The sequence below is a fragment of the Bacillus sp. z60-11 genome, from assembly GCF_046464135.1.
GTDB lineage: Bacteria > Bacillota > Bacilli > Bacillales > Bacillaceae > Bacillus > Bacillus sonorensis_A.
In genome coordinates this window covers 138,345-157,485 of sequence record NZ_JBIYSN010000004.1, presented here as the reverse complement: position 1 = coordinate 157,485, position 19,141 = coordinate 138,345, and the positions used below count along the sequence as shown (strand labels likewise).

General features: G+C 44.9%; 20 protein-coding genes and 1 other annotated feature. Of the genes, 4 read left to right on the top strand and 16 right to left on the bottom strand.

The features are described from left to right. The first annotated feature begins 3 nt into the window (after positions 1 to 3). Entirely contained in the window at positions 4 to 888 is an 885-nt protein-coding gene (locus tag ACINLD_RS13150; RefSeq protein WP_026585763.1) for a LysR family transcriptional regulator, read from the top strand. Between the two features lie 59 nt (positions 889 to 947). Here ACINLD_RS13150 and ACINLD_RS13145 read toward each other — a convergent pair whose 3' ends face one another. The 5 genes from ACINLD_RS13145 to ACINLD_RS13125 are packed head-to-tail and all read right to left on the bottom strand — an operon-like array spanning position 948 to position 5,245. Beyond that, positions 948 to 2,327, bottom strand: a complete 1,380-nt coding sequence (locus ACINLD_RS13145) for a sensor histidine kinase (RefSeq protein WP_026585762.1) — start codon at positions 2,325 to 2,327, stop codon at positions 948 to 950. Further along, complete coding sequence (locus ACINLD_RS13140) at positions 2,318 to 2,980, bottom strand: response regulator transcription factor (protein ID WP_410207032.1); 663 nt, start codon at positions 2,978 to 2,980, stop codon at positions 2,318 to 2,320. Before ACINLD_RS13140 ends, ACINLD_RS13145 begins: the two co-directional genes overlap by 10 nt. A 21-nt stretch (positions 2,981 to 3,001) precedes the next feature. Beyond that, positions 3,002 to 3,772 carry a lantibiotic immunity ABC transporter MutG family permease subunit gene (locus tag ACINLD_RS13135; RefSeq protein WP_277692383.1) on the bottom strand — a complete coding sequence of 257 codons (771 nt, stop codon included), beginning with the start codon at positions 3,770 to 3,772 and terminating at the stop codon, positions 3,002 to 3,004. A 1-nt stretch (position 3,773) separates the two neighbouring features. Continuing rightward, positions 3,774 to 4,532, bottom strand: a complete 759-nt coding sequence (locus tag ACINLD_RS13130) for a lantibiotic immunity ABC transporter MutE/EpiE family permease subunit (RefSeq protein WP_035427835.1) — start codon at positions 4,530 to 4,532, stop codon at positions 3,774 to 3,776. Then, a complete protein-coding gene (locus ACINLD_RS13125; RefSeq protein ID WP_026585758.1) occupies positions 4,529 to 5,245 on the bottom strand; it encodes a lantibiotic protection ABC transporter ATP-binding protein in 717 nt (238 codons plus the stop codon). Before ACINLD_RS13125 ends, ACINLD_RS13130 begins: the two co-directional genes overlap by 4 nt. A gap of 923 nt (positions 5,246 to 6,168) precedes the next feature. Between ACINLD_RS13125 and ACINLD_RS13120 the strand changes: the two genes are divergently transcribed. Then, positions 6,169 to 7,308: a flagellin gene (locus ACINLD_RS13120; protein WP_410207031.1), complete on the top strand. Its 1,140-nt coding sequence runs from the start codon at positions 6,169 to 6,171 to the stop codon at positions 7,306 to 7,308. Between the two features lie 102 nt (positions 7,309 to 7,410). Here the strand turns inward: ACINLD_RS13120 and ACINLD_RS13115 are convergent, their stop codons facing one another. After that, positions 7,411 to 8,475, bottom strand: coding sequence for a YecA family protein (locus ACINLD_RS13115; RefSeq protein WP_077735775.1), 1,065 nt, complete (start codon positions 8,473 to 8,475; stop codon positions 7,411 to 7,413). A gap of 211 nt (positions 8,476 to 8,686) precedes the next feature. Between ACINLD_RS13115 and ACINLD_RS13110 the strand changes: the two genes are divergently transcribed. Continuing rightward, positions 8,687 to 9,076 (top strand): RDD family protein, encoded by a 390-nt coding sequence (locus ACINLD_RS13110; protein WP_077735776.1) that lies wholly within the window; start codon positions 8,687 to 8,689, stop codon positions 9,074 to 9,076. Position 9,077: 1 nt separating this feature from the next. On the opposite strand, the gene ACINLD_RS13105 is transcribed toward ACINLD_RS13110, so the two are convergent. The 9 genes from ACINLD_RS13105 to ACINLD_RS13065 all read right to left on the bottom strand — a co-directional run bounded on the left by ACINLD_RS13105 (position 9,078) and on the right by ACINLD_RS13065 (position 17,192). Continuing rightward, positions 9,078 to 10,031: a DMT family transporter gene (locus ACINLD_RS13105; protein ID WP_026585753.1), complete on the bottom strand. Its 954-nt coding sequence runs from the start codon at positions 10,029 to 10,031 to the stop codon at positions 9,078 to 9,080. A 16-nt stretch (positions 10,032 to 10,047) separates the two neighbouring features. Continuing rightward, positions 10,048 to 10,209 (bottom strand): tryptophan RNA-binding attenuator protein inhibitory protein, encoded by a 162-nt coding sequence (locus tag ACINLD_RS13100; protein WP_026585752.1) that lies wholly within the window; start codon positions 10,207 to 10,209, stop codon positions 10,048 to 10,050. A gap of 71 nt (positions 10,210 to 10,280) precedes the next feature. Beyond that, positions 10,281 to 10,533: a binding site (T-box leader), on the bottom strand. 470 nt (positions 10,534 to 11,003) lie between these two features. Continuing rightward, the gene (locus ACINLD_RS13095) at positions 11,004 to 11,081 is read right to left on the bottom strand and encodes a putative holin-like toxin (protein ID WP_003180750.1); all 78 of its coding nucleotides are present in this window, start codon (positions 11,079 to 11,081) and stop codon (positions 11,004 to 11,006) included. A 318-nt stretch (positions 11,082 to 11,399) separates the two neighbouring features. After that, entirely contained in the window at positions 11,400 to 12,152 is a 753-nt protein-coding gene (locus tag ACINLD_RS13090) for a MerR family transcriptional regulator (protein WP_026585751.1), read from the bottom strand. A gap of 106 nt (positions 12,153 to 12,258) precedes the next feature. After that, positions 12,259 to 12,585 (bottom strand): hypothetical protein, encoded by a 327-nt coding sequence (locus ACINLD_RS13085; protein ID WP_077735777.1) that lies wholly within the window; start codon positions 12,583 to 12,585, stop codon positions 12,259 to 12,261. Continuing rightward, positions 12,578 to 13,399 (bottom strand): DUF4885 domain-containing protein, encoded by an 822-nt coding sequence (locus ACINLD_RS13080; protein ID WP_077735778.1) that lies wholly within the window; start codon positions 13,397 to 13,399, stop codon positions 12,578 to 12,580. Before ACINLD_RS13080 ends, ACINLD_RS13085 begins: the two co-directional genes overlap by 8 nt. A 22-nt stretch (positions 13,400 to 13,421) precedes the next feature. Then, the gene (locus tag ACINLD_RS13075) at positions 13,422 to 14,249 is read right to left on the bottom strand and encodes a PPC domain-containing protein (protein ID WP_026585748.1); all 828 of its coding nucleotides are present in this window, start codon (positions 14,247 to 14,249) and stop codon (positions 13,422 to 13,424) included. A gap of 111 nt (positions 14,250 to 14,360) precedes the next feature. Next, positions 14,361 to 15,590, bottom strand: a complete 1,230-nt coding sequence (locus ACINLD_RS13070; protein WP_236251173.1) for a serpin family protein — start codon at positions 15,588 to 15,590, stop codon at positions 14,361 to 14,363. 90 nt (positions 15,591 to 15,680) lie between these two features. Beyond that, complete coding sequence (locus ACINLD_RS13065) at positions 15,681 to 17,192, bottom strand: class I adenylate-forming enzyme family protein (RefSeq protein WP_256860233.1); 1,512 nt, start codon at positions 17,190 to 17,192, stop codon at positions 15,681 to 15,683. A 258-nt stretch (positions 17,193 to 17,450) separates the two neighbouring features. Between ACINLD_RS13065 and ACINLD_RS13060 the strand changes: the two genes are divergently transcribed. Beyond that, a complete protein-coding gene (locus ACINLD_RS13060) occupies positions 17,451 to 17,870 on the top strand; it encodes a MarR family winged helix-turn-helix transcriptional regulator (protein WP_026585745.1) in 420 nt (139 codons plus the stop codon). Between the two features lie 228 nt (positions 17,871 to 18,098). Here ACINLD_RS13060 and ACINLD_RS13055 read toward each other — a convergent pair whose 3' ends face one another. Next, positions 18,099 to 19,007 (bottom strand): macrolide 2'-phosphotransferase, encoded by a 909-nt coding sequence (locus tag ACINLD_RS13055; RefSeq protein WP_077735780.1) that lies wholly within the window; start codon positions 19,005 to 19,007, stop codon positions 18,099 to 18,101. Positions 19,008 to 19,141 lie beyond the last annotated feature (134 nt).

Genomic DNA, 19,141 nt, shown 5'->3' with positions numbered 1-19,141 from the left:
ATGATGGATCTGAAAACGTTAAAAACATTTCATAAAATCGTGGCCTGCGGGAGTTTTAACCGGGCGGCCGAAGAATTGAACTACGCCCAGTCCACCGTTACGATGCAGATCAAAAAACTTGAAGCAGATCTTGGCATACGTTTGCTTGAGCGGGGAAAAACATTCCGGCTGACTGAAGCCGGCAGGCTCTTTTTTGAAGAAAGCAGACACATTGTCAAAGATATGGATCATCTTCAAAACAACATGGCGGATTTACTGATTGGAGAAGCGGGGAATATTCGGTTAGGAGCGGTGGAACCGATTGCGAGCTGCCAATTGCCGGAGATGTTGGGGAGGTTTTTGACAGATTATCCAAAAGTACGGGTTTCCGTCGATATTGCAAACTCGCAAGTCTTGGCGGAACGGCTTATTCAAGGAGAGCTCGACCTTGCCGTCTGTTCAACGCCGGCCATGGGGACAGACCTCTACTTTGAGCCGCTTTATAGCGAAGAACTGGCGGTGCTGATTCCTGAAGGATATCCCGCCGGAACAAATGAGTTCATCAATCTGCAGGATATCAGGGATCATCGCCTGCTGATCACGGCCAACAACTGCACATACCGTAAAAAAATCGAAATCGCTTTTCAGGAGCTGCCGGGAAGCCAAATGAATACAATGGAAATCGGCAGTATGACCGCTTTAAAAAACTATGTAGCGGCAGGGCTCGGTATCGCCCTTATTCCCAAAAGCATCATCTCTCCTCCTCCCCCTAAAACAGCCGTCCGCCTGATTCAGGACAACCCGATCAGCGTGACGTTCGGCATCCTTTGCAAATCGTCCGCCTATCCGCTGAAACAGGCGGGTGCAAGACTTTATCAATGGCTCAAGCAGGAACTTCAGAAAGCGTAGAAAAACCTTCCGAGCATCCGGAAGGTTTAACAACTGAACAGCGTTTTCAAAAAAAGCGCTTAATCTTGAACCAATGGCATGGTTATGCTGACTTGGCCGCCCCCTGTTTCCGCATTTTGAATCGTTAAATCGCCCTGGTGAAGCTTGGCAACGCTCAGTGCAAAGGTTAGGCCCATGCCGTAATGTCCATTGGAAGTCCGGCCTTTATCCTCCATGTAGAAAAGCTGGGCTGCTTTTTTTAGCCCTTCCGGAGAAAAGCCTTTTCCGCTGTCTGTTATCGTAAATATGAGCGTATCGTTTGTACAGGCGGCTTCGAAATCAATCTTCCCGCCTTCAGGCGTGCAGTCTACGGCGTTCGAAAGAATATTCATCAGCGCCCGGTGAAGAAGGCTGCGGTCGATTGCCGCTTTTTGCCCTTCCAGATTCCGTGCTTTTAATTCGATTTCAATGTTTTTGCCCCCTATGTACGCCTCCGCATCATTCAGCACGCTTTCAACCAGGTCTTTCACCTTTGCTTTTTTGAGCTTGATATGCAATGTCTCCTCTGCTTTAGACAGATGAATTAATTGGTCAATGTACTGGTCGATTTTATCTCCCGCAGCAAGAATATATTTTATATAATCGGACTGATCTTGATTGTGCGGCGACAGACTCAGCAATTCGGCATTTCCTTTAATAATGGTCATGGGAATTTTAATATCGTGGGCCAGGGCCCCGATTTGTTCCTTCTTTGTTTTCTCTAAGTGCCATTGCGCCTGTAGAGACGCTTGCAGGGCATCCCTCATATCGATGAGCGATTCAATCACATGATCAAATTCTTTGATATTTGAAAACTCCGGTGTGAAATGTAGGTTCTGCTGCTTGATTTGTTTTGCCATTGTGTTCAATGTTTCAAAATGTTTTTTTAAGCGATTGGCAAAGAGAGTCGTCACGATAAAAATAACGGCAATAAGAAGGATCACCATGATGCATAAACTTGTCATCTCATAATTCGGAAAATGCTTCCTCAGAAAAGAAGAACGGAATTCAGCCCGAACGGAGTACTCCAATACACAATATTCGTCTTTTCTATCAATGATCATGTATCCTTTTTGCTTATAATTGACATACGGCTTGTTGTCTATTTTTTTCCGCACGAGAGACAGCTCGGTTTCCTTTATGTTCCCCGCCTTTTTTTGCTTTGATTTTTTATCAAGAACGGCATATTTCATCGCATCCGGGATCATGTCTTCCTCTATTCGTTCCGCTGATTGAAGCATGGGCTTCAGCTTTTCAGCTTCGTGTTCATAGTAGTTGGCCGGGTAAAATAAGCCGGCATTCATTCCCAGCGTATTGACGGCAACATACAGCGCTGTGACGGCGGCTAAGCTGAAGGACAAAGTCATCATATATTTGATCAGTTCTTTGCGAAGCGTCTTTTTCTTTTTGTCTATTCCCATTTGTATCCAACACCCCATACCGTTTTAATGGGGTCTGCATCATATTCTTTGCATTTTTTTCGAATCGTTCTGATAAATTCGGTTATCGTGGAATGCATGGCATCTCCATCCAGCCCATACACCTGATCATAAATTTCTTCTCTTGTAAAAATGCGCCCTTTATGTACAGCCAATAGCTCACATATTTTATATTCATTTTTTGTTAAATGTAATTTTTGTCCGTTAATCCAGACTTCCTTGCTGTCAAAGTGAAATAAAAAGCCGGAAATCAGCCGTTTTGTCTGGTGTTTTTCTCTCTGTTCTCTTCTTAAATGGGCGTTTACTCTGGCGCTCAGTTCAAGAACGCCAATCGGCTTGGTAATATAATCGTCTCCTCCTGTCATAAGGCCTTTCACAATGGCTTCTTCCTCCGTCTTAGCTGTGAGAAACAGAATCGGACAGTCTACAATCGGGCGGATTTTCCCGCACAGATCAAAACCGTCCGCTTCCGGCATCATGACATCAAGCAAAATCAAATCATAGCCTTCAAAAACGCTGAGATTGTCCATCGGCACCTGATCGAGCGTATGAACTTGGTGCTCATCTCGGCGCAAAATATTTTGTATGAGGATCAATATATCTTTTTCATCATCTACTGCCAAAATCTTTGCCACTTGGCAACCACCTTTTTCACATTATTCATAAGCCTTTTTTCCCTCCCAGCGACTAAACCAGATGATGCTCACAATGAATAAAGCTATTATAGCAAATGCCATAATCAACGCTCCGCTGTTTATTTCTTGATGCAGGAGAGTGATGAAGGAAGCTTCGACTTGGCTGAATTGCTCGATTCCTTTATATTCCGCCAGCCTAATCCCCCATGCCCAAGGATTATATTTCCAAATCGCATCACCCAGCCCGGTATTCATGAGAGCGGTCAGCAAAAGTCCCGCTCCTCCCAATAGAACGGAAGCTCCCATTCCGATTGTACAACTGATCAAAAAATAGATAAAATAGAGCGCAACGCTTCCAGCGACCAGCCAGGCCCCGCCCTCTAAAAAAAGAAAATACGGGAGATTCGGCACATGAAAAAGAAATCTCAACCCCAACAGATACAGCCCGATAGCCAGGTAAATGGCGCAGATGTTCATGAAAAGCAGCAGCGTCATTTTACTGACATAAGCCACAAATTTGGGTGATGTACGCCCTAACAGCACTTGAAATTTGCCTGCCTGCTCTTCCAAAGAAGCCGTCATTCCGCAGACAATCCCAATAAGCAGCGGCAGAGCAACCGCAATCGCTTCAATATACGCCCGATATAATTGATACGGCTGATGCTCCCTGTGGCAGAAATAAAGCAGAAAGAAACCGGCGCATATAAAAGGAATCGTGACATGCATCCATATAAAGGAAGTGCGTTTTTTCTTTCTAATATCAGCAAGGAGACATCTAAAAAATGACAACACCTTAAACCGCCTCCCGTTTTATTGCTCCACGATCGCCAGCAGGCGAAAAAGACCGCCTGGTCAACATCAACAAAACAGCACATAAAAGAACAGAAAGCACCACCGCCAATGGAACAACCGACCAGCTTTTCAAAGGATCACCGGTTTCAAGCGGCAAACCGTTTGGGTGAATGCCAATCGCGGGGCACATCACCCTGATCGACCAGCTCCACGGGTTCAGCCACCACAAAGCGCTTGCTGCCGACATCATGACGGACATGACGCTAGCCAGCAGATTCAAAATGACAGCAGCTATAAACCCGAACTTTCGAGCGATGAATAAACAGAGCGGTATCTCCCATAACGTCGTGATCCAAAGCAGCAGACTCGCAGTCATAACCGTTAAATTGACAGTTGCAAATTGAGGAATGATCAGCTGCATGACAAACATGAAGCCTAAGAAAACCATTTGAGACGCCAATGAATAGATAGCGATAACCCCTGTTTTTGCATACCACATCATATGCAACTGAATCGGCAGCGAAAAAATCCCGTTGTAATTTGCCGCTTTCTTTTCCTTTTGATGTGACAATGCACACAGCAATGCAATCAGGACCGGCATCAAAATGATAGACCACCAATTATATGTACCTGATACAAAGTATCCGAGGTTCATGAAAAAGGCGCAGCACATATTGATAAAAGGGACAAGAAAAATCATTTTTCTCGAAAAGGTTCTTTTAAACTTCAAATTCTCCGCTTTTACATATTGCCTGATCATCTTTCTCCGCCTTCTTCCCCGCGTGTTGATTTGACAACATCCATAAAGAGACGCTCAAGATCGTCCCCCTTATTGATCTTCCCTTGATATCCGAGGCAGCCGCTGCTGATAATTCCTATATGGTCTGCGATCTGCTCTACTTCCGACAAAATGTGGCTTGACAATATAACGGTCATCCCCTGCTCGGGAAATGACCTGATCAGTTCTCTCAACTCTTGGATGCCGATCGGATCAAGTCCGTTTGTCGGCTCATCAAGTATTAATAATGTCGGATGATTCAAAAGAGCAATGGCGATTCCCAGCCTTTGCTTCATTCCCATCGAAAACTGACCCGCTCTTTTTTTCCCGGTATGCTCAAGATCAACGATTTTGAGCACCTCCTTTATTCGCGCATCCGGAATACCCAATAATGTCGCATGGACCTTAACATTTTCAAAGGCTGTCAGATTGCTGTAAAGCGGCGGGGATTCTATTAAAGAGCCGATTTCTTTTAAAAAAGACCTCTTCCATTTCCGTCCCTCAAAAAGAATCTCCCCGGAGGTCGGATTCAAAATTCCGGTTAATAGTTTTAAGGTCGTCGACTTTCCGGCTCCATTAGGTCCTAAAAGCCCGTAAATGCTGTTTTTATGGACTTTCAGTGAGACATCTGAGAGAGCCTTAGCTCTTCCAAACTTTTTCTGAAGTTGCTTTGTTTCCAGCAGAATCGTATCCATCGTATAACCCTCTCCCTGTTTTTGTTTGGCTACGATATCTTAAAATATCTTTCTCAAGATTTAATCAAAATGAAAACCTTTCCGGACTCCAGAATCGTCCATTCCTTTGCTGGAACCGGGAAAAACATGCAAATGGCCTGAAGCTGGACGGCTTTGTCTTGATCAAAGAAAGACTCGAAGCATCTTCAAAAACAACATAGAAGACTTACTGAAGAAGAAGCGGGATACATCCGTCTGGGGTGCAGCAGAACCGAAGTTAACAATTGTCAATGATTTTGGAGCGCTTGGCGGGGACATTTGATTGGTGAAACTCGTTTAAGGAGGCCGACAATAATGAAGGATTCCTTGAGGAACGTTGAAACAGTCAGAAAAAATTCCCACTGCTTCTGTCCGCATCTGGAAATCGAATTAAAACAAACATCTATCAAATTTTATTTTTATATAATGTCGATTCATTCCACCTCGATTTTTCAGTCATTCACCCTTTAAATATCCTTAATAAATTCACATTTTTCAGACACGATGGGAATAATGGTTATTTTTTGACATATATAGGTCATGGCGATATAATTTTAATGATGCAAAAGTCATATGATCCCCCTTTTTTGATTTCCAATTTATTTGTCAATTCAATTAACCTCCTACTAAACTCCTAAATTTTATCTTTTCATCAAAAAATTTGTTTTTATGTTAAAAATTCTAATTTCATGCCGATATATGGAATGTCAGAGGTGAACAACGAGCTCACCCAGGAGCAAAAACTGATGTACAACGGATCCGCAATTGAAACGGCCTCAACAACTTAAAGGGCTTATATAACATGAATGCTCCTAGGAGTTTCTCGTTCACCGGACGGAAATCTCACAAGGCAAGGATGCCGAAGAGATTTTTGACAAAACAGAACTCACACGGAGGTAAGAAAAATGAGAATCAACCACAACATTGCAGCGCTGAACACGCACCGCCAACTGACTTCTGGCACAAACGCTGCCAGCAAAAACATGGAGAAATTGTCTTCAGGACTTCGCATCAACCGCGCCGGAGACGACGCTGCCGGACTTGCGATTTCCGAAAAAATGCGCGCGCAAATCCGCGGCTTAGACATGGCTTCTAGAAACGCCCAAGACGGCATTTCTTTAATCCAAACAGCTGAAGGCGCATTGAACGAAACACACAGCATCCTTCAACGGATGAACGAGCTTGCAACACAAGCGGTCAACGACACAAACACGGACACTGACCGTGCCGAGCTGCAAAAAGAAATGGATCAGCTTGCTTCTGAAATCACAAGAATTTCAACCGACACCGAATTCAACACGAAAAAACTGATCGACGGATCAGCTAAAGATCTGACTTTCCAAATCGGGGCTAACGAAGGCCAAACGATCAGCCTTTCCGTTAATAAAATGGATGCCGAAACATTAAAGGTTGGTACGCTTTACGAAGCTACGGACTCAGATACATTGACAGCCGTTAGCGACAACACCAAAACGCTGACTTGGAAAGACGAAAAAACTTATACGGTGTCAGCTGACGGAACAAAACTGCAAACAGGCGGCACTGATGCGGCAACTTGGAAAGACGCTGATGGTACGAACCCGGCAGGATACTACGATACTAGCGATAAACTCGTTGTACAAGCCGATTCCGCACTTGAAGGCGGCAGCACAGTCGAACAAAAATCAGGATATTCTGATGCTAGCGGAAAACTCGTTGTACAAGCTGATGAAAAGCTGTCTGCCGGAGACAGAGTGACAAAAGGAATCGATATTTCTTCCAAAGATTCAGCATCTGCAGCATTAACGACGATTAAAAGTTCAGTTGATACCGTATCCGCTGAACGCGCCAAACTTGGTGCGGTGCAAAACCGTCTTGAGCACACAATCAACAACCTTGATACATCTTCTGAAAACTTGACGGCTGCCGAGTCCCGCATCCGCGACGTAGACATGGCGAAGGAAATGATGGAGTATACAAAAAACAACATCTTGACTCAAGCTTCTCAAGCGATGCTTGCACAGGCTAACCAACAGCCGCAGGGCGTGCTGCAGCTTCTGAGATAACACCTTAAGACAAAACCGGCCATCCGGCCGGTTTTATTTTGTTCATGTATGAACACTATTAAAAAAACCTTCCGGAATCAATCAGAAGGTTTTTTTGTCATGTTAAGAAGGCATCAGCTCAAGATGCTGATCAAGCTCTTCTTCCAAGACAGATTCAATATCTTTAAAACGATTCGATACGGTTGATGCGCTGACACCGTATTTTTTCGCAAGCTTTGCTTGGGAGACGGATTTTTCCGATTTGGACACTGTATTGACAAAGTACTCCAATGCCGCCGCAAATGCTTCGGTTTTTTTGATGATCGGCGCCTTTTTGTCGCAATACGATTTCCAAACACCGACCGCCCAGCAAACAAAGGATTCCGAATGGCCTTCTTCAAGCATTCCCTTTCTGATGACGCCCGCTGTCTCTTTTTCCATATCATTGGCCCATTCCATCTCTTGAGAAGCGGATTGAGACGTATTGTCGTCTTGTCGGCAAAGCTTCATTAACACATGAGGGAAATCTTCTCTCATCAATTGTTCTTTCACACCGCCTTCTCCTGTAAAGCGGTCCAAAGCTTCCTTCAGCCTGCTTTGCAGAACATCCGCCATTTTTGCCGGATAAATCGTGAATTGCAGGAAAAATTCTGTATGGCTCGCGACCTTGATTGGAAAACCGAGCACATACTCGCCTACAAAAGGCCCTTCCCGCTTCACATTCATCTTCACGGTGACCTCTTCATGTGTAACAGCATCCTCAAAACGAACCCCTGCTTCAGTAAAATGCTTCACCCGCATGAAAGCCGGGGACATCTTTTTCCATGATTGAACAGCTTCTTTTGTCTGCGATCTGAGAATGGACGCCCCTTTCCGCTGCAAGTAATCTTCGAAAATCGTCAATCCGCCTTCTGCAAGCGGCTGGGAAAATACACCCCACACCCCTAAATTGAAGACGCAGATTTTTTGGGCAGACTGTTCCAAATCTGATAGAAAAGTATATTCATTTAAAAATTGATCGATCGTTTCTTTATGTTCAGTAAAAGCAAATTCCATGACATCTTTCTGAACTTGTTTCAGTTCCTGCACAGCAACAGAAGGAAATCCCGCCTCTTTGCTGCCGCAGCATTTTTTATATTTCAGCCCGCTTCCGCATGGACAAGGCCCGTTTCTCTTAACTTTTCCCACGTTTAAACCTCCGTATCATATACTACAACTTATTTATTTTATCAAATCTTTGGAGAAGGGGAAATCGGTTAATAAAAATGAGCATGATTTAGCGAAATAGTAAATTTTTATCAAAAACAAGCGAATCACCCATTCAAAACGAGAAGAAATAAAATAGCTCATGCCCTTTGTTACTCATTTATAACTTCATTCAGAAAGGACGTTATACATTTTGCAATATGCAGACGTTTGGGTCCGGGCAGGGGCGCTAGTGACCGATTGTGTGATTGCGGTTGGTTTGCACCTCTCCTCGGATTTGATATTCGGAGGCGGCTCTCCCGGCGTTTTGGCAACAGCCGTTCTCGTCTATGTGTTCTGCCCGCTGTTCATGCCGTTAACTAAGCTTCAAGGCACGATTGGAAAAGCCGTTTTCCGGCTTCCCATCGTATCCGCCGATAGCGGCGGACGGCTAAAGTTGTGGCAGGCTATCGTCCGCTATTGCGCCGCATGGGTGCATTTCATTTCGGTTCTGTTTTACCTTGCAGTCCTGTTTTCGGAAAAGAAACAGGCCGACTTAGCGGCAAAAACATATGTGATCAAAGCAGACGTTTTGAAAGACTAAATTAACTCCTTTGTTTTCGGTATTCCAATAAACTAATGACCAACAGCACAAGAAAGCAGCCCAACCACTGGATCAAGCTTAAATGTTCGTGCAAAAACAAGACGCCGAAAAAAATGGTCAGGACGGGGCCGGCCATTGATATGAAGGCTCCCCGTTCCGCTCCGATCCGCTTGATGCCTTCAAGCATGAAGACAAACGGTATGACCGTCGTTACAACCGCAATCATGATAAATAAGCCGTACATTGCAGGGGGATAAGCAACAAGGTTGACCGGCTCACCTTCAGCTGCCCGAATCCCCGCATATCCGGCCATCGCCAGGCTTGCCGCCGACATACCGTAAGCATTCATTCGCACAGCCCCTATTTTGTGGACAAGCTGTCCTGATACAACCAAATAAACGGCATAAAAAATAGCCGACAGGATAATCAAAACCGCTCCCGTCATGTTCGCTTCAACCAATTGTGCATCCCAGCCGCCCACGGCTAAAAACAGCCCGCCAATCACCAGTAAGACCGCGGCAAAGTCGCGGATCGGCATCATCTGTTTGTTCAATAAAGCCGACAGGATCAACACAAAGATCGGGTAGCTCATCACCAGCATCCGTTCAACAATTGCAGACACATCATGAAGACCGATGAAATCAAACAGCGGTGACAGAAAAAAACAGAGCAGGCCTACAGTGCAGGCCTTTATGACCTCTGTTTTTTTCGGTCTGGCCGCAAACCTTGCCCGATAGACTATAAATATCAGCCAAAACATGGGTGCGGCGATCAGTTGCCTATACAATAAAACGGCATCCGGTGTTGCGCCTTGTTCATAAGCCCATTTGACAAAGATCGATTTGGACGCAAAACACATCGTCCCAAATACCATAAAACATATACCGAAAGCGGACTGAATGCCGCCTTGCACATCGTTTTTCTTCTCAGCTATGCTTATCTCAGCTCTTCTCAACGACTTACAACCACCCTTACTCATCGATATGCTTTTTAATAAAATGAAGCAATGTATTACCCTGCGCGGTCAGAATAACGCCTTTACCCGAGCATTTCGGGCACGGGAGCCGGTCTTCCTCGCCGCTCCCTTCGCAATGCGGGCAAGGGGTTTCCAGGTCGTCTGCTGCAATCACCATTTGGTCCACCTCCATTCCGACTGAAAATTGACATGGCCACCACCTCCTTAACATGCAAAAAACCCCCGTCACAAAAGGACGAGGGTCTCGCGGTACCACCTTTATGAATCGCATTAACGATTCGCTCACAAAAATACGGAAAGGATTTACCCTTTCGATATTCTTCTCTTGATAACAGGGAGAACATCCCGGCAGCGCCTACTGGCATTTCAGCGAAGCGATTCAGAAGCCCATTCGGCATCAGGGGGGTATCGGCTCTCACCAGCCGCCGACTCTCTAAAACCCCGGAACTGACACGTACTTACTCTTCTTCAATATCGTTTGACCGTTCATGAATTATAAAAATATATTACTTTGAAAATGGGCTTGTGTCAATCAGCGTTACCATAAAAATGATCAATAAACAGTGCACATTATTTGACGTGAATACTGACTCCGTCAAAATGACGAGCTCAAACATGGGAAGAGAAGCTGCCGTTCACTATTTTTGTCAGGCATTTCATTAATTGAATGAACCCATCATGCATTATGAGTTGCTTTCACAGGCACGAATTAGTAATATAAATATATGGAATAACATATTTTCATTAAGCCCCATTCTTCTTTCTTAGGAACAAACACAGTATGATTGCTGCATGTAAAATGTATTTCTTCTTTAAGAAATGCATAAAATAAAAAAGACCCGACTGCGCCAACAGTCGAGTCGTTGCACACAAGCGGCCCATCAAGGGGCTTGCTCAGATAGCTCTAACACAGACACTATCCCTTTCACTTGCCAAGGCTTAAGGGAGTGTCTATTTTTCTTTCTTAGACAACACGGCAATTAACATGCCGAAAGCAATCATTAAAGAGATTGTTTCGAATGTTGTCATATGCATCACCCCCTTTCAAATGGGGATGAGCAAGAACTCCCTCAAGTGAGCACTTAGCTTTTGTGTACAAAGAATATTTTACCATAACGCTCTCAAATGCCGAGAGCATTTTCTTACTCCAAAACAATATATTATGAGGCTGAATGAAGGGACCAATTAACAAAACGTGAGAATACAGCATTTGAATTCAATCGGTATTCTATCGAAAAACAGCCTTTTGGTTACGCGAAAAAGCATCTCCCCGTCTTAAAGTTCTGTAAAATTAAAAAGCCTGCCCCAAGAGGTCATGGTCATGACCTTTTGGGACAGCCCCATTTATCATTGCTTATTCCGGTCCGCAAAAACCGCCATGGCGTCGCACATAAACTTCGCCAAACCGGTTCCGTACTGATCGATATTTTTTGTGAAGCGTTCATCATCGACATACATTTGCCCGATGCATTTGAAAGTCTCAAGCGAAAAGTGATGACCGGAATTTTGGTTTAAAAAATCATACCATTCTTGAATGGCCGCCTGCGCCTCTTCTGAATCAGGCGCACCATTTCGAAGGGCGGCGATTTTTCTGTAAATGGCATCATATTGCTGCTCCATTGCTTTTCGTTCGTCTTCGGACATAGCCTCAATATGGGCCTTCGTTTTGTCGATGGCTTCATCTCCCCAGCGTTCACGCGCTTCCTCTTCATATGGGTTTTGGCTGAAATCGAAGCCTGCAAACCTTTCTTCATTCGTCATTTCAATTTCTCCTTTCGCAAATTGTATCGTTTTGTCGATGGTGTCAATCATTTGATCCAGCCGTCTGCGTTTCTCCAAAAGCATTTTGCGGTGCATCTGGAGCGCTTCATTGCGGTCAAAAGAAGGACTTTCGAGAATGTTTTTAATCTTTTTTAAAGGGAAGTCGAGCTCTCTAAAAAACAAAATCTGCTGCAGCTTTTCCAGATCGTCATCTGAATACAGCCGATAGCCCGATTCAGTTGTCTCCGACGGATTCAAAAGTCCGATTTCATCATAATGATGCAATGTGCGCACACTGATGCCGACTAAGTCAGCAACTTCTTTCACTTTCATTTTCATGAATTTGACCTCCCTTTGTTATTGACTATAAAGTATCACGCAACGTGAGAGTCAATGCGAAAATTTAAATTTTTTCGCCTTAAAAAAAGCAAGCCCTTCGGCCTGCTTAATATCTTATATCTATAACATGAAACTTTTTTTTAATTTTCTCTATCACTTGACGTTCATTGTCCTTAAGGCTGCCGTTCGGACGGGAAAGGAAGTGCATCTCATCCTCATCGCAATATGTTCTGGCGGTAAATAGCTCGGTCCCTTTTTCATCAAAACAAGAAAGAGTCATAAAATCGTAATCATACTCAAAGAACCCTTCATGGTCTTCTTCACTATATTCACAGTCAATTTGCCGGTGTTTTTTCAGCAAATATGTGTCACTGCCAATTTTCCAAGCCCATTCTTCAGGCTCAAAAGGCTCGTTATATATCAGATCAGCCATTCAGGATGGCCTTTCTTAACAGCGGATCATCCAGCCATTCTTCAAGCTCTCCGGTGGAAAATCCTTTTGAAACATTCAGATCCATGAGCGTTCCGCCGGAATAGCCAAAAGTAGCGGATCTGTCGGGGATGGTGTCCGGACCTTTTGCCAATACATTCTTCAGTTTTTTCAGCATGCTTCGGCAGCTTCTGTCCAAATCGCTTTTCGGGTTTGCGGCCGCTTGCATGACTTTTTCAAGCTTCTCATTTCCGCCGATGATGTCACCCGCTTCATTCAAGCTGACATCCGACAGCGTCAGCCCGGCCATCGTTTTTAAAAACTCATTGACATGCCATTTTTCGTAAGCGGCTTTGTCTACCGGCTTTCCATTCTGTTCATCGACATAATCCGAATGGCTTAACAGCCGCGCTCCCAGCTGTTCTACGCCATTCAGCGCCTTTTCGATTTGCACTCTTTTCTGATCGTCAAGAGTCCCTTCAACTGTAATGTTATTTTTTTCATCAATATGAATTTGGATGCTTTCATTTTCCGCAAGGGTGATACCGTTTTCGCTGAGAGTTTCTTCGATCGTGCTGCTGAGGCGCTGTCTGTCTACATAGAGAGAATAAATGGCAAACTGTGCACCATTCATTCGCGGTTTTCCCGATTGTCCGTTTTTTTGCGCTTCTTCAGCCTGTTTGCTGATGGTCAGCGTATCCTTTTTAGCAACGGCTTCGGACTCAGACCTTTTTGTGTTTGACTGCTGTTTATATGAAAGTGAATCCTTCAGCTTTTCTGTAAAGAGCGTAAGTTTTACCGTATCTCGAATATTCATGGGAGCTCCTTTCAATTATTTTTTACCAGCCGTATGTTTGGTCATATTGGTAGTTGATCTTTAGCTCCGGCGATCTCCAAGTAGAACTGCTCCATGCAAGCGAATAATATCTGGCATTCCATGTCGTTTTGACAGGCAGTCCGTTTTCCAATTTAATGTCCGGGAACAATGTTCCACCAGAGACGGTCGTATGCCAGATGCCTTCTTCCTTGTTCATCACTTCTCTAAAGGTGTTGCCAAGACTCGGGGAAATCGTTCCTTCTGCCGATACGCTCTTGACGACCGCTCCGTCAGGGATGGCTGAGACATTTGCCAAGTTTACGACAGCCGTTGGCGAAACGGCCCCTTTTCCAGGGCTGGATATTGCGGCTGGAGATAGTCTGGCCGTATATGTGCCGCTTTTCATTCTGTCTATAAATTCAAGCCTGTAAAATCCCCATCCATCATATGTGCCGTTTTTCGATTTGACGGCGGCGATATACTTTCCCGTTTCAGGAACATCAAAACGAATGATTTCATTTTGGGTTCCCGTTCTTTCAGAAGCGTCAATTTCAGGATAGCCGTAGGTGTCTTTAAATAAAGCAAGGTCGTAGTCTGTACCTGCAGGGATGTTCTTAAGGTGAATGGCAAGCTGTTCCCCTTTTGTTGCATAAAACTTATAAAAATCTTGATCTTCGGGACTATGAATCGTAGCGGAAATCGTCTTATATTTCCACAATCCGATATCATGCGCGGAAGCTGCTGAATTATTCGGTTCGTACTCATCTTCGTATACGCTCGCTGAGGCTGAAAACGTCGGCACCGCTAACAACAAAAGACCGAACATCAAAAAACATAAACATTTTTTCATTTGTCTTGCCTCCCTTTCATTCATCACCAAAAAGGAACTCCCTTTCCTTATATCGGCAATTAAATGTCATTTTAAAGAAAATAATAGAAGCGATACTCAATTTTAACAATTTCACTTTTCCGTCGGCTTGGCGATGCTGCCTAAAAAGTGAAGCATCCCGGTTTTCTCATCCGTTACCGCAAAATAAAACGGACGGTCGACCGTCATTGCCACATCCGGAACCGCGGCCGATTCAACAATCTCGACTTTCGTGGCCGCCCCGGCTTCAGTGCCCTTCTCATCCACTTGAATAAACGTGTTGTGCTTGACTTCACTGATGAAACCTCCCGTTTTTTCCGCAAACAGATTTGAAAAGTCGGCATGATGAAACACCGTTTGCATTCCCATATTTTTGAGAGGCTTGTTTAAAACATATTCTGTAGCAAAAGAGAACCTCGGCAGTTTGAGCTCAACCTGCTTCAATTCCCACTCCTTTTGCCAGTCCCGCCAATGCTCATACGTCATCACAGGAAGCAGTGACTGAAGAGTTTTCGTTTTCTTCGGAAGGATCACGACAAAAGCCAAGTGTTCGTCTTGATAGGGAAGCTTAACGGCTTGGAAATCCTTGTTTTCCAGATATGGAAGGCGGTTTGTCTGCATCATCATAGGATGTTTTGTTGAAGAGCCGTCCGATGAATAAAACTTCTGAGGAACCGTCAGATTGCTGTCAAATGGCTGTTTCCAGCTTTCTTTAAAATAAACGGCATTGATAATCAAGGCGAGTGTGTCAGGAGAGACGCGGTCGACGATTTTTTCAATCCGTCCTTTCGTCTCCTTTGCCGTCCAGTCGTTGATGTTGTCCGCCGCCTTCTGTAAATCCCGGTCAAGCTGGTAAGCATGTCCGAGCCCTTTAATGGTATCTGCAAAACTTTTCTTCACATCAGGCCTGGACCATATCGAGTTTGCTACGGAAAGCTCGCCGTGCTCCAGCGTATGGAAGAATTGTTTCACAGAACGGGACGCTTTGTTGATCGATGTCATCCTCATCCGCTTAAGATGCAAAGCATCCAGCAGCTCTTTTCGGCTGTCTTCCGCGGCGCCGTTGGCGGTTATGACCAACGCCTGCTGCACACTGTACGGAGAGAGGAAGATGTTATGTGACAACCCTTCTTGCTTCACCAATTCGCGAAACAGCTCGAAAGCAAATTGCTGTTCAGCTGCGGCAAATGATGGTTCTGCACCCGGCGCTGACTGCTGTTTGGGAACAGGCGCCGGCCCGGTATTCTTCGCACCTCCGCAGCCGGCTATTAAAAAAAGCGCGATCCACACAGCTGCCGTTTTCCAGTTTAATTTCATTTCCATTTTCACCCCCTAATGTTGTAGTGTGTTTGGCGCTGGAAAACGTTACAAAAAAAAGCGCATCCAGCGTGTCTGGATGCACTTTTGAATGGCTCACTGCCCTTTAACAGCCTTTTTCCGCAATTCTGTTTTGACAATTTTGCCGAGTCTGTTTTTCGGAAGGCTATCCGTAAAGACGACTTCAGGAATTTTATAGTCTGAGAGACGTTCTTTGCAATAGGCGATAATGTCTTCCTCCCGCAGGTCAGAGTTGTCGTTTTTGACGACATATGCCCGCGGAACCTCTCCGTACATCTCATCGGGAACACCGATCACAGCCGACTCGATGACACCCGGCACCTGGTCGATGATCTCTTCGACTTGATCCGGGTATATATTGTCACCGCCGTAAACAATGACATCTTTATAGCGACCGGTAATAAATAAAAACCCGTCTTCATCAAGAAAACCTGAATCTCCCATGTAAAACCATCCATCTTTCAGCACTCTTTGGGTAGCGGCCGCGTTTTGGTAATACCCTTCAAACACATAAGGGCTCTTGATGACGACCTCTCCGACTTCACCTGTTGGAAGATCTTCCTGTGTGTCCGGATCTTTGATTTTCACTATGACATTTGGAATCGGCTGGCCGGCTGAATTGGCTTTATCCCAGCCCATCTCCGGCCTCCACACACTGACCGTCCATGCCTCTGTACTTCCATAGCCTTGCACCATTTGAATTCCAAAATCTTTGTATTCCTTAATCAAGCGCACAGGCACTTTTGTACCGCCGGAAGCAAGCATCATGATGGATGACAGATCAAACCGGTGCCGTTTCATTTCCTCGAGCATGTACGTATAAACGGAAGGAAACGCCATCATCATATGGATGCGTTTTTTCTCGATCTCCTGCAGGATTTCAAACGGTTCAGGGTCCCATAAGAAATACAGCGCCGCACCGTCAAACGCGGCCTGCAAAACATGATTCAGCGAACTCATATGATATAGCGGATGGCTTGCCAAAAAGCGGGTTCCTTTCAGCCGCTTTCCTTTCGCACTGATATCGTTCAAATAAGCAGCCAGACTGCCGTGGTTGACCATGCAGCCTTTCGGATTCCCTGTCGTGCCTGACGTAAACAGCATTAAAGCCAAATCATGTTCAGTCACCTGCGCCGCCTCTACCCGTGACGGCCGGTCTTTAAAAAGACGTTCAAACTGTTCGGTCGTGTTCATTCCCGCCCCTGCTTCGATCATCAGGCAGAACTGAAGCTCCTTCTGAAGAGGCGACAATGTATCGGCGAACTCCATGTCATAAAACATGGCCCTAGGCCGGCAGCTATCCAGGATTCCCTTTAATTCATAAGGTGTCAATTGCCAGCTTAAAGGAACGGCAGTCGCACCGATTTTTAATGCCGCCAGCAAAATAACCGGGAAGTGGTGATTATTTTTACATAAAATCGCGATATGATCTCCTTTTTGAACACCCTCCTCCAGCAGATAGTGTGCCAGTTGGTTAACGCGTTGATGATATTCCTGAAACGTAAACGTTCGTCCTCCCCCTGACAATGCCTCCAACTCATCAGAAGATTCCATATGATGATTGATTAATTGCTGAAGTGTACCCAACATTTTCATCTCCAAATTTTCATTGTTTCTCACAAATCTTGGTGAGATTTTGTGACGCACAAATTCATTCTAAAACAAAAAATATCCATTGTAAAACTATTTCATATTGGAATTGTTATGTTTATGAATTGATAATGAAGATAATTAATTTTTAAAGCTGCAAAAGTTTTTTGCCGGCCGTCCTTATGATAAAATTGACCTATGTATGATTAGTTCAGAAATCTCCTTTCACATGATGCCGGAAAAGAGGAAACCTTTATGAAGCACCATAGGATAGAAGCCAATCTATTGGACCATGCATTGACGAAGTATTTGCGTTATTCAAAGAAAATAGACGAAGAAACGATCCCCAAAAACATCACCAGTGTTAAAGGGTTTATTTTGCGCATCATCTACAGACGCCAAACATGTACGGTAAAGGACATTTTGCAGGACGTTTCACTGTCTCCCTCGGCGACTACGACCGCTCTGAATCATTTGGAAAAAGACGGACTTGTCATCAGGTCGAGAAATAACGAAGACCGCCGCACCGTCTGGCTCGAGCTGTCACAAGAGGGAAAACGGATCGCCGCGCAAATGGTGGAAAACCGCCAGGCGCTGATAGACAAGATGTTTGACAAGCTGCCAAAAGAAGAGAAAACCGCTTTTTTTGATTTGATTGAAAAGGTGTTTTTATAATATCCATGAACATGAAAAGGCTATCGATTAGATCGATAGCCTTTTTTGCGTTTGGCTGGTTTACAGCAAGCACAAATTGAGCATATTACGACTATACTATGTATATACATTGTGAGATGAAGGTACCACTGGGATTGATCACTCCAAATTCCATTTTGACCGTTTCTTCATCAATCGACATTAAAAGCTCCCCCTTAAGAAAATCTTAAGGGGAGCTTTTGACTTTAATTACTTTATCCCTAACGCCTCCATCGCCATATCCATGTGCTCTTTTTCCTTTGTCACAAGTGCGAACAGGCCGATGTCGATTCCGCAGGCGGCCTGCATTTCCGTAATGTGCTCTTTCATCCGCGGCCAGACGCGGCCGCCTTCTTCCTCATAATACGCGATAAGCCGGTCCGTTTCCGTTTCTCCCAAAATCGTCTGATAGAGAAGGAAATCTTTAGCCGGATCAGCTGCTTTAGCCTCCGTCCAATCCAAAAGGCCCGTGACTTGGTCATGATCGTCAATCAATACATGAGGCGGATGCAGGTCGCCGTGGATCATCGCGGTATGACTGGGCCAATACGAATCATCGGAAAGCCACCTTTGCCATCGCTCCCAAAGCTCGCGGCTGACACCCAGCTCTTTTTTGATCCGCTCCATCTGTTCGCCTTTTGTTTGCCTTACGTCATCCGGGCTTAACACTTGTATGCCCCGTGCCGCTGCGGTCTGATGATCGATGCCATGCAGGATAGAGAGCGTTTTCGCCAATGACCTCACAAACGCTTCAGACGGCGGCTGGTGATTCATATTCCATGCATAATTCTTGATCTCCATATCAATGACCGCCGCCGGAATACCGGCAAGCTTCGGATACGCGATCAACTCCGCTGTATGAATCCGCCAATCCGGAACATCGACAGGGAGATGGCTCTTTAACAGCTGCAAAACCTTGCCTTCATCGGCTGCCCTTTTGATGACATCTTCACGCCTCGGTCTTCTCAGCACCCACCTGACACCATCTTCATCATTGGCAAAAGCGACTTGAAAATCCATGCCCGACTCATTCAGTTCGGCATGTTGCCGTTTCAGGCGGAGTCCATGTTTCTCCGCCAAGCTCAACATGTGTTCAATTTTTCTGTTAACATTTGTCATCTATGATTTCCCCTTTATTTTTTCATAAAAAAACACAGGTCGTCTGCCTGTGTTGATAAGAAACGGAAAAAGAGATGACAAAGTGTTTTCCATTCACAGAAAAAAGAGGCGCCGAATCGCGCCTCTTCCCTTGT

What these genes read in the sequence shown, in the direction of transcription:
- ACINLD_RS13100 (WP_026585752.1), bottom strand. Translation starts at nt 10,209, where the DNA reads ATGGTGATTGCAGCAGACGACCTGGAAACCCCTTGCCCGCATTGCGAA.
- ACINLD_RS13090 (WP_026585751.1), bottom strand. Translation starts at nt 12,152, where the DNA reads ATGAAAATGAAAGTGAAAGAAGTTGCTGACTTAGTCGGCATCAGTGTG.
- ACINLD_RS13130 (WP_035427835.1), bottom strand. Translation starts at nt 4,532, where the DNA reads ATGATCAGGCAATATGTAAAAGCGGAGAATTTGAAGTTTAAAAGAACC.
- ACINLD_RS13085 (WP_077735777.1), bottom strand. Translation starts at nt 12,585, where the DNA reads ATGGCTGATCTGATATATAACGAGCCTTTTGAGCCTGAAGAATGGGCT.
- ACINLD_RS13055 (WP_077735780.1), bottom strand. Translation starts at nt 19,007, where the DNA reads ATGACAAATGTTAACAGAAAAATTGAACACATGTTGAGCTTGGCGGAG.
- ACINLD_RS13150 (WP_026585763.1), top strand. Translation starts at nt 4, where the DNA reads ATGGATCTGAAAACGTTAAAAACATTTCATAAAATCGTGGCCTGCGGG.
- ACINLD_RS13120 (WP_410207031.1), top strand. Translation starts at nt 6,169, where the DNA reads ATGAGAATCAACCACAACATTGCAGCGCTGAACACGCACCGCCAACTG.
- ACINLD_RS13060 (WP_026585745.1), top strand. Translation starts at nt 17,451, where the DNA reads ATGAAGCACCATAGGATAGAAGCCAATCTATTGGACCATGCATTGACG.
- ACINLD_RS13125 (WP_026585758.1), bottom strand. Translation starts at nt 5,245, where the DNA reads ATGGATACGATTCTGCTGGAAACAAAGCAACTTCAGAAAAAGTTTGGA.
- ACINLD_RS13080 (WP_077735778.1), bottom strand. Translation starts at nt 13,399, where the DNA reads ATGAATATTCGAGATACGGTAAAACTTACGCTCTTTACAGAAAAGCTG.
- ACINLD_RS13070 (WP_236251173.1), bottom strand. Translation starts at nt 15,590, where the DNA reads ATGGAAATGAAATTAAACTGGAAAACGGCAGCTGTGTGGATCGCGCTT.
- ACINLD_RS13075 (WP_026585748.1), bottom strand. Translation starts at nt 14,249, where the DNA reads ATGAAAAAATGTTTATGTTTTTTGATGTTCGGTCTTTTGTTGTTAGCG.
- ACINLD_RS13095 (WP_003180750.1), bottom strand. Translation starts at nt 11,081, where the DNA reads ATGACAACATTCGAAACAATCTCTTTAATGATTGCTTTCGGCATGTTA.
- ACINLD_RS13145 (WP_026585762.1), bottom strand. Translation starts at nt 2,327, where the DNA reads ATGGGAATAGACAAAAAGAAAAAGACGCTTCGCAAAGAACTGATCAAA.